The 9,351-nt window shown below is 69.0% G+C and carries 9 protein-coding genes; 4 read left to right on the forward strand and 5 right to left on the reverse strand.

Going from position 1 to position 9,351, the window contains the following annotated elements; genetic code table 11:
• Window positions 1-287 precede the first annotated feature (287 nt).
• Complete coding sequence (locus AC31A1_RS39630; RefSeq protein ID WP_489657929.1) at window positions 288-1,070, forward strand: VOC family protein; 783 nt, start codon at window positions 288-290, stop codon at window positions 1,068-1,070.
• A gap of 353 nt (window positions 1,071-1,423) precedes the next feature.
• On the opposite strand, the gene AC31A1_RS39635 is transcribed toward AC31A1_RS39630, so the two are convergent.
• Window positions 1,424-2,185, reverse strand: a complete 762-nt coding sequence (locus tag AC31A1_RS39635) for a GntR family transcriptional regulator (RefSeq protein ID WP_489657937.1) — start codon at window positions 2,183-2,185, stop codon at window positions 1,424-1,426.
• A gap of 198 nt (window positions 2,186-2,383) precedes the next feature.
• Between AC31A1_RS39635 and AC31A1_RS39640 the strand changes: the two genes are divergently transcribed.
• From AC31A1_RS39640 to AC31A1_RS39650, 3 genes are all read left to right on the forward strand, one after another.
• A complete protein-coding gene (locus AC31A1_RS39640) occupies window positions 2,384-2,821 on the forward strand; it encodes an ATP-binding protein (protein WP_489657930.1) in 438 nt (145 codons plus the stop codon).
• A gap of 80 nt (window positions 2,822-2,901) precedes the next feature.
• The gene (locus tag AC31A1_RS39645) at window positions 2,902-3,201 is read left to right on the forward strand and encodes a hypothetical protein (protein ID WP_489657931.1); all 300 of its coding nucleotides are present in this window, start codon (window positions 2,902-2,904) and stop codon (window positions 3,199-3,201) included.
• Window positions 3,198-3,650, forward strand: coding sequence for a type II toxin-antitoxin system VapC family toxin (locus AC31A1_RS39650; protein WP_489657932.1), 453 nt, complete (start codon window positions 3,198-3,200; stop codon window positions 3,648-3,650). Before AC31A1_RS39645 ends, AC31A1_RS39650 begins: the two co-directional genes overlap by 4 nt.
• Before the next feature lie 397 nt (window positions 3,651-4,047).
• Here the strand turns inward: AC31A1_RS39650 and AC31A1_RS39655 are convergent, their stop codons facing one another.
• The 4 genes from AC31A1_RS39655 to AC31A1_RS39670 all read right to left on the reverse strand — a co-directional run bounded on the left by AC31A1_RS39655 (window position 4,048) and on the right by AC31A1_RS39670 (window position 9,037).
• Complete coding sequence (locus AC31A1_RS39655) at window positions 4,048-4,632, reverse strand: hypothetical protein (RefSeq protein ID WP_489657933.1); 585 nt, start codon at window positions 4,630-4,632, stop codon at window positions 4,048-4,050.
• A gap of 151 nt (window positions 4,633-4,783) precedes the next feature.
• Window positions 4,784-6,469, reverse strand: coding sequence for a thiamine pyrophosphate-binding protein (locus AC31A1_RS39660; RefSeq protein ID WP_489657934.1), 1,686 nt, complete (start codon window positions 6,467-6,469; stop codon window positions 4,784-4,786).
• Window positions 6,470-6,512: 43 nt separating this feature from the next.
• Complete coding sequence (gene speB, locus AC31A1_RS39665) at window positions 6,513-7,481, reverse strand: agmatinase (RefSeq protein WP_489657935.1); 969 nt, start codon at window positions 7,479-7,481, stop codon at window positions 6,513-6,515.
• 80 nt (window positions 7,482-7,561) lie between these two features.
• Window positions 7,562-9,037 (reverse strand): sodium:solute symporter family protein, encoded by a 1,476-nt coding sequence (locus AC31A1_RS39670; protein ID WP_489657936.1) that lies wholly within the window; start codon window positions 9,035-9,037, stop codon window positions 7,562-7,564.
• Window positions 9,038-9,351: the final 314 nt, after the last annotated feature.

Genomic DNA, 9,351 nt, shown 5'->3' on the forward strand with positions numbered 1-9,351 from the left:
CCCCGGCACCGTGGCCACATCCCCCGCGTCCCCCACATCATGCGCAGCCCACGCGGCCAACAGCCCGAAGGTCACACCGACTTCGTCCGTTCGCCACCTGCGCCCGTCTCATGTCCGCCCCTGGCAGGAAGGCTGTCAGCGCGCGCCATGCCGGCACTGGCGAACGTTCGGCCGTTCGGTGGAAACCGCAGGCCTGTCGGTGCTCGTACGCGGACGGCGGCGGACGGCGCGGCATCGTGGCCCCCGACCCGATCCACCCGTCCCACGCAGTCCAGCAGGAGGACTCCATGCTCGGCACCGACTTCACCACCGGATCACCCAACTGGCTCGACCTCGGCAGCCCCGACACCGATGCGGCCGCCGCGTTCTACGGCGCCGTCCTCGGCTGGCAGTTCGTCTCGGCCGGGCCCGAGGCGGGCGGATATGGGTTCTTCCAGGTGGACGGCAAGACCGTCGCGGCCCTCGGACCGCTCACCGAAGAAGGGGCGAACTCCGCCTGGATGATCCACTTCAAGACCGACGACATCACGGCCACCGTCCAGGCGGTCACGGCCGGCGGGGGAACTGTCCGGACGGAACCCATGGACGTCATGGGCGAGGGTTGGCTGGCCCAGGCCACCGACCCGCAGGGCGCCCAGTTCGCGCTCTGGCAGCCCGGGAAGACCGCGGGTCTGGAACTCACCTCCGCCCCGAACACCCTGCTCTGGGCGGAACTGCACGCCCCCGACCCGGAGGCGGACATCGCCTTCTACCAGGGCCTGTTCGGCTGGCGCAGCCAGGACATGCAGGCACCCGGTATGACGTACCGGGTCCTGAGCACCGCTCAAGGGGACCAGCAGGACGCGTCCTTCGGCGGGGTCGCGCCGTTGAACGCCGGCGAGGGCGAACTCCCGCGCTGGGTACCGTACTTCCACTCGACGGACGTCGACGCCACGATCGCGGCGGCACAGTCCAACGGCGGTTCCGTACTGATGCCGGCGACGGACGTACCCCAGGTCGGCCGGATGGCATGGCTCGGGGACCCGTTCGGAGCGGTGTTCGCACTGCTGAAGCCGGATCCGCGGATGTGACGCGGGCGGCCCGGGGGGCTCCGGCTCAGGCGGCGACGCTTCGCCGATTCAGCCTGTCGATCCTCTGTTCCTCGCGACGCGAGGAACAGAGGACACATACGACACGACATCCGAAACGGGCGCTGCGCACAGGCAATGGTCGGTCGCATGCAACAGCACCCACCTGCACAACCAGCTCGACTGTCAAGAGCCAGCACGTGGTCCTGATCTCCCGTGTCGGGCTCGTGCTGGAGATGCCATATTCCCAAGAGCGATCACTGCCACTCACGCCCGACGAACGTCCAGACGTGCCGCTTGAGCACGTCGCCCAGAAGGCCACCACCCTCAGCCCTGGCGCGGGACTTGGACACCGCTCAACCTTCGAAGTCGTACTCCAGGATGTATGACGCGGCGTCCAGCACCATGTTGTTCACCTCTACGGCAACTCCCCCAGCGTCAAAGGCAGTTCGCGCGATCAACATGACCGGCACACCCGCCGGCAACGCCAGTCGCCGGGCCTCGTCGCCACTCGGCATACGGGAACGGACCTCTTCCCGGAAGTGGACCGGCTTGCGCCCGAGTTCCTCCAGCCTCGCGTAGATGCCGCCGGGACCGGTGTCTGGTCGAGCGATCGGCGTGCCCGACGCCAGGTCGGCCGCGAGGAACGAGGTGGCCAGAAGCACCGGCTTGCCGTCGAGAACGTACCGGCGGCGGCGCACGCAAACCCGAACCCCTCCGTCACCCAGGCCCAGCACACCCGCGATGGCAGCCGGGGCATCCTCCTCGCCCACCTCCACCGAGTCCACGACGAGTTCACGATCCCCGGCATCGGTCGTCCAGATGGAACGCCCCTCGCCCCACTGCGCGTGCGCGAGGCGTTCGAGCCCGCGCCGCCGGATCGGCTCGAAGTCCCGGACGAACACCCCGGCACCCTTGCGCGCTTCCGCGATGCCCTCCGTCTGCAGAACACCCAGGGCCTGTCGGGCCGTCATCCGCGCCACACCATGCTCGGCCATGAGGTCGTTCTCGCCGGGAAGCCGTTCACCCGGCCCGTACTCGCCGGCCTCGACAGCCGCTCGCAGTTGCGCCGCGATGCGCTGGTACTTCGGCTGACGTCCCGCGTCCCCGCCGCTCATCCAGGCCTCTCCTCCGGTCATCTCTAGACATCCTAGGCATCAGCCGCCACACCCTGACAGCCGACCATCGGTCTCCGACGAGCAATTTCACACATCTCTAGAGATGTATTGACGCAGGCGTGGACCACCCGCTTCACTGAACGCACCCCACCTCTCTAGAGACGCGAGGTGCGTCCGCCGCCTGCCGTGGAGGTCTTCATGTCAGCCCACACCGCGCCCGCACAACCCGCAAGCCCCGACATGCGGGAGGCCCAGTGGCAACTCCCGCACAAACCGCGCAGTGCCAAACACGCTCGCGCGCTGCTTCGCCTACAGCTCACGGACTGGAAGATCACCGGCGAAGTCGCCGACACCGCCGAACTGTTGCTCTCGGAGCTGGTCACCAACTCCATCCGGCACGCGCGGACTCCGCCCGGCCGCGAGATCGGTCTGCGTTTCGCCACGTACGACGGGCGGCTGCGAGTCGAGGTCGCCGACGCGAGCGACCGTCGGCCGCGGCCCCGGGAAGCAGCCCCCGAAGACGAAGAGGGCCGGGGACTCACCCTCGTGCGGGCCTTGGCGGAACGCTGGGGATGTTGCCCACGCCCGCACGGCATCGGAAAGGCGACGTGGGCGGAAGTGTCCCTGCCACGATGAACACGCGCAACACAGCGATATGGCCGATACCGTTGAAATCGCCGTACACCACATCTCGCAGCGCATACGAGGAGATCCCCGTGGCCGACGCCTCCGTTCCCCCGCCGGACCGACCGGCCACGCCGGACGACGCCGTCACGGTGACGCTCACCTACACCGGCGACCAGGCCGAAGTGCTGCGCACTCTCGCGCTCTTGGAGGGGCGTACGCCCGAGGAAGTGGCGCTGGACCACATCGCGCGTGGCGTCCCGTTGTCCTTCTCCTCTCCCTTGGGGGAGGACTCGGAGGCGATGGCCGTTCTGGCGCGGGCGATGTTCGACGGGCCTTCCGACTTGGCCACTCGATCCGGCGAGGACCTGTTCGGGGAAGGTGGCCGTTGAAGCGTCATCTGTTCGGCGTCGCGGACACATCGGTCCTCCTCGCCGTCTACAACCGGAAAGACGCCCATCATGAGTCATCCGTACACGCTCTCTCCCTCGTCGACCGACTCGTGGTGTCGCCGATGGTTCTGGCCGAGCTGGACTACCACCTGACGACGAAGATCAGTGGCAAGGCGGCAGCGGACGCGCTGGCCAGCATGCGTGCCTGGGCAAGCACGGATCGGCTCACGCTTGCCACGGTGGGCTGGCCGCTCCTGAGCGAGGCCGAGCGCCTGATGCGTACGTACGCGGATCATGACGCCATCGGCATGACCGACGCAGTCAACGCCGTTCTGGCCTGGGCGTTGCCGCAGCCGGTTGTCCTCGCCCTCGACCATCACTACCGGGATGTCATTGCACCCAGGACCAGGGCCGAGGTTCCGCTGCACGTGCTCCCAGCAGTCGAGTAGCACGCTCTCCGCCTCGACGCGTACGCCCGTGGTACCGGAGGGGGAGTTCACCTAGCCTCATTGGATTCGGAATACTGCTCACCACGGCGCAGCAACCACCGCGCAACGGCATGCGTCCCGACCGCGGCGAGCGCCAGCCCCTGTGGACGCGTCCAGCGCCATGGCATTCACCTCGACCGAACTCCCGCCGCGTCGAAGGCGGTTCGGACGACGAGCACGACCGGCACACCGGACGGGAGAGCGAGCCGATCGGCCTCGTCCGCGCTCGGCATGCGGGTACGGGGATCTTGTGATGTCTGCTGCCGTCAGCCTGCGAGCCAACCCGTTCGTGTGTGTCCTCGCATCTGCGGCTGCGTCTTGATCGCCAACTCCAAGAGGCAGAGCCCTACTTCGTCCTTCACCGCCAAGCGGGATTCCGGCTCGGCAGCCAGGGACCGAAAAGCGGCTCGTACGCCTCGCCCGTCTCGACGGTGAGGACGAAGTCAGGCGTCGTGGCAGACACCGCAGCATGCAGGCGAGTCAACAGGGCCGAGAAAGACCCGACTTCCAAGTCCAGTGCCTCAGCCAGGCGCGCTCGATGCGCGGCGATCCCGGGCTGGTCCTCGACCTCGTCGTGGCGAAGGTGGTCGGCCGTCGTCCGCATGACCGTCAAATCACCGGATCCGGAGAACTTCAGACAGTCCCACCAGGACGGCAACCCGACCATGATCTCAAGCGCCTCGGTCAGGCTCTGGCCGATCAGGCCGGCCTGCCCTTCGGAGCTGGCATACAGCACAGGTCGGTCCTTGATGCCGTCGCCGCAGAGGAAGAACGTCCCGCCGGTGAAGTCGCCGGCAACGCTCTCCAGAGCAAGCCCCGACGAAAGCCGGACAGGCTCCCCGTGATCACCACGCGAGAGATCAAACTCGCAGACGCGCCACAGCAGTTCGGCGAGGCCGGAGTCTCGTCGTATCGAGTCCAGGATTGATTCGTCGCGAGTCACGCCGCGGACGATAGCAGTGGCTTGAACGGCGTGCCGCATGCCGTTGACCAGGGAGTGCCAGGGCGCGAAGGCCTGCGAAGACGCAACGGAGGTGCGGAAACCGACCGTTGAGCCGCAGCCCCAACACGCACCACCGCCACCGAACCACCCCTCACCCCAAATGCGTAGCCGCGAACATCCGCAACACAGCCGGAAGTACGACCACGGACGGCCCCGGCTCCCCCAACGCCTTCGCCAGGTCCGACTCCAGTGCCTCCGGCGAAGTCCGCACCCCCCGTACCCCGAACGACTCGGCCAGTGCCACATAGTCCGGCCGGGTCAGCTCCGTCGCCGTGGCCTCGCCGAACGCGTCCGTCATGTACTCGCGGAGGATGCCGTAGCCGCCGTCGTCGACGATGAGCCAGGTGACGTTCAGGTCGTACTGCCTGGCCGTGGCCAGCTCCGCGACGGAGTACAGCGCGCCACCGTCCCCCGACACCGCGAGCACCGGACGCGTCGGGTCCGCCGCGGCCGCGCCCAGCGCCGCCGGGAAGCCGTAGCCGAGGCCGCCGGCGCCCTGGGCGGAGTGGAGGTGGTTGGGGCCCTTCGCGTCGAAGGCCGACCAGGCCCAGTAGGCGAGGATCGTCATGTCCCAGAAGGACGGGGAGTTGGGCGGCAGCGCCCTGCGTACCGAATCCAACACGCCCTGTTCCAGGGTCAGTTCCTGGGCGGCGATGCGTTCCCGCACGCGGCCGAGCAGCTCGGCCACCCGCCCCTCCGCCGTCGTGTCCGTCCGCTCCGTCACCGTCTCCAGCAGCGCCTGCAGCCCGTGCCACGCGTCCGCGTGGATGCCCAACGCCGGGTGGTTCGACTCCAGTTTGCCGAGGTCCGCCTCGATCTGGATGACGCGGCCGCGGGGTTTGAACGTGTGGTAGTTCGAGGAGAGTTCACCCAGACCCGAGCCAACTACCAGTACTACGTCCGCGTCCTCCAGGAAGTCCGTCGTGTGGCGGTCCTCCAGCCAGGACTGCAAGGACAGCGGGTGCGTCCAGGGGAACGCGCCCTTGCCACCCGGCGTCGTCACCACCGGCGCCTGGAGTTTCTCCGCGAGCTGCCGCAGCTTCTTCGACGCGTCCGCCCGTACGACTCCCCCGCCCGCGATGATCGCGGGACGCACCGCGCGCGACAGCAAGTCCGCTGCTACGGCGGTCAGTTCGGGGCGCGGCAGGACGTCCTCCGGTGTCGCGTCCACCGCCGTCACCACCGGGAGGAGGGTCGGAGCCAGCAGCACGTCCTGGGGAATCTCCACCCACACCGGGCCGTGCGGAGCCGTCAGCGCCGACTTCCACGCCTCCGCGATCGCCGACGGGATCTGCGACTGGGTACGGACCGTGTGGACGGACTTCACCACGCCCCTGAACGAGGCGGACTGGTCGGGCAGTTCATGCAAATACCCATGCCTGCCACCGCCCAGGCCCGCCGTCGGGATCTGGCTGCTGATCGCCAGCACCGGCGCCGAAGCCGCCCTCGCCTCCTGGAGCGCCGCCAGTGACGTCAGCGCGCCCGGGCCCGTCGACAGCAGCAGCGGTGCCGCCTCGCCCGTGATGCGGCCGTACGCGTCCGCCGCGAACCCGGCGTTGTTCTCCACCCGCAGGCCGATGTAGCGCAGGTCGGAGCGGCGCAGCGCGTCGAACATGCCGAGCGCGTGCTGGCCCGGCAGGCCGAACACCGTCGTCGCGCCGAGACCCGCCAGGGTCTCCACGACCAGGTCACCGCCGTTGCGCCCGGGGGGCGGGTTCAGGGCGGCGGTGATCTGCGCGGCCGTCGGGCGGAGTTCCAGGTCGTGGTCGTGCGTCACTTGCTCTCTGTCTCCCTACGAGTCACCAATTGTCCGGCCGGCGTTACGAGTCGCGCGCCTCCGCGATCTGCCGGGACATGATCGTGATCAGGTCGTACGCGGTGTGCGACGCGGCCACCGACGTGATCTCGGCGTGGTCGTACGCCGGTGCCACCTCGACGACGTCCGCCGACACCAGGTTGCAGGATGCCAGGCCGCGCAGGATCTCCAGAAGTTCGCGGGAGGTCATGCCGCCGGCCTCGGGCGTGCCGGTGCCGGGCGCGTGGGCCGGGTCGAGGCAGTCGATGTCGATGGAGATGTAGAGGGGGCGGTCGCCGATGCGCTGGCGCAGCTGGTCGGCGACCTCGTCGGCGCCCCGGCGGTACACGTCCGCCGAGGTGACGATGCCGAAGCCCATCTTCTCGTCGTCCTTGAGGTCCTGCTTGCCGTACAGCGGACCGCGGATGCCGACGTGCGAGAGCGCCTCCGTGTCGAGGATGCCCTCCTCAACTGCCCTGCGGAACGGCGTCCCGTGGGTGTACTCGGCGCCGAAGTACGTGTCCCAGGTGTCGAGATGGGCGTCGAAGTGCAGCAGCGCCACCGGGCCGTGCTTCTTCGCGACCGAGCGCAGCAGCGGGAGCGCGATGGTGTGGTCGCCGCCCAGGGTCATCAACCGCGCGCCGGTGCCCAGGAGTTGGTCCGCCGCGGCCTCGATGGTCTCGACGGCCTCGTTGATGTTGAACGGGTTCGCCGCGATGTCACCGGCGTCCGCGACCTGCGCGAGCGCGAACGGGGACGCGTCCTGCGCCGGGTTGTACGGCCGCAGCAGCCGGGACGCCTCGCGGATCGCGTTGCCGCCGAAGCGCGCGCCCGGCCGGTACGAGACACCGGCGTCGAACGGCACCCCGACCACCGCCACGTCCGCGGTGCCGACCTCGTCCAGGCGCGGCAGCCGCGCGTAGGTCGCGGGTCCGGCGTACCGCGGGGTGCGGGAGGAGTCGACCGGGCCGCGGGGCGTCTCGTTGCTGGTCATGGGCACTGCCTTCTTTCCTACGCTTCATCGCGTATGCAGTCTTTGCACGTATTGGGTTCTTTGTGCGTCCTGCTATGACCTTACTGGGGAGCCACCACGGGCTCGGACACTCGTTCGGGTGCAACGCGCCCGGCGAGCCGGTCCCGCCACGCGGCGAGTACGGCCGCGTCGGTCGCCGGCGTGGCGAGGGAGACGGTCACATAGGCGGCCAGAGACAGCAACAGGCCGTAGTACACAGGCTCATTGGCGAGGATGCCGTAGCCCGCCATCAGGCCGACGACCGCGAGGCCGCCGACGATCACCGAGGCGAGCGCGCCCTGCGCGGTGCCGCGCTTCCACAGCAGGCCGCCGAGGATCGGGACGAGGAGTCCGCCGACGAGGAGGTTGTAGGCGACGGTCAGCGCCTCGACCACGTTGTTCAGCGCGATCGCCGTGCCGACCACCGCGACGCCCATGACGAGGATGAAGGCACGGTTGCCGCGCACCTCGTCGCGCTCCTCGTCGCCCTCCTCCTCCGCCCGCCGTACGGCGCCCCGCAGCCGCGACCAGATGTCGTTGTTGGCCACCGTGGCGCAGGCGATCAGCGCGCCGGACGACGTCGACATCACGGCCGCCAGGGCGGCGGCGAGCACCAACCCCCGTACCCCGACCGGGAGTTCGTCCTTGACGACGGTCGCGAAGGCGTCGTCCGGGCTGCCGAGGCCGGGGTAGAGGACCTTGGCCGCCGTGCCGATGACGGCGCCCGCGACGGCGTAGACGAGGCAGTAGGTGCCCGCGACCGTGCCGCCCCACTTGGCGGTCCTGTCGCTGCCCGCCGTGAACACGCGCTGCCAGATGTCCTGGCCGATGAGCATGCCGAACGTGTAGATCAGGACGTAGGTGAAGATCGTCTCGCCGCCGATGCCCAGCGGGTCGAAGTACTCGGTGGGCAGCTTCGCCTTCATCTCACTGAAGCCGCCCGCCTTGACGACCGCGATCGGCAGGAGCAGGAGCAGCACGCCGATCGTCTTCACCACGAACTGCACCATGTCCGTCAGCGTGATGGACCACATGCCGCCGAGCGTCGAGTACGCGACGACGATCGAGCCGCCGAGGACGATCGCGAGGGTCCGGTTCATGTCGAAGAGGACGTCGAAGATCGTGGCGTAGGCGATGGTCGAGGTGACCGCCAGCATCAAGGTGTACGCCCACATGACGATGCCGGAGATGACCCCCGCGCGGCCGCCGTACCTGAGATCGAGCATCTCGGAGACGGTGTACACCTTCAGGCGGGCGATGCGGGCGGAGAAGAAGACGGACAGGGCGAGCAGGCCGAGGCCGATGGTGAAGACCATCCAGGCGCCGGAGAGGCCGTACCGATAGCCGAGACCGACTCCGCCTATGGTGGACGCGCCGCCCAGAACGATCGCGGCCATGGTGCCGGAGTACATGACCGGGCCCAGGCGGCGGCCGGCGACCAGGAAGTCGCTCTTGGACCTGGCGCGGCGCATGCCCCACCAGCCCATGGCCAGCATGCCGGCCAGGTAGACGACGATCACGGTGTAGTCGACGGCCATGTGGGGGCCTCCTTCGCGCACTCCCGGGGTCGTCCCGGGGTCTCGGGGGTGGCTTGCGTCGCGACTGACCCTAGGTGGCCGGAAAGCGGCTGCGAAGTGTACGTTTCATCCATCCGAGCCCGAGGCGATGGAGGAAACGTCCACCATGCCGGACCTCACGGTTCCGCCCACACCACCCGTGCTTCTCTCCGCCCTCCTGGCCCGCGAGGACCTGGGGCTGCGGCAGATCGCCGGGCCGTCCGACCCCGACATCGCGATCCACTGGGCGCACACGTCGGAGATGCCGGACCCGTATCCGTACCTGCTGGGCGGCG

The organism is Streptomyces sp. P5F9, assembly GCF_057961495.1.

Coding starts and splice junctions, on each gene's coding strand:
- AC31A1_RS39635 (WP_489657937.1), bottom strand. CDS start 2,185: ATGAGCGGCGGGGACGCGGGACGTCAGCCGAAGTACCAGCGCATCGCG.
- AC31A1_RS39670 (WP_489657936.1), bottom strand. CDS start 9,037: ATGGCCGTCGACTACACCGTGATCGTCGTCTACCTGGCCGGCATGCTG.
- speB (WP_489657935.1), bottom strand. CDS start 7,481: ATGACCAGCAACGAGACGCCCCGCGGCCCGGTCGACTCCTCCCGCACC.
- AC31A1_RS39630 (WP_489657929.1), top strand. CDS start 288: ATGCTCGGCACCGACTTCACCACCGGATCACCCAACTGGCTCGACCTC.
- AC31A1_RS39640 (WP_489657930.1), top strand. CDS start 2,384: ATGTCAGCCCACACCGCGCCCGCACAACCCGCAAGCCCCGACATGCGG.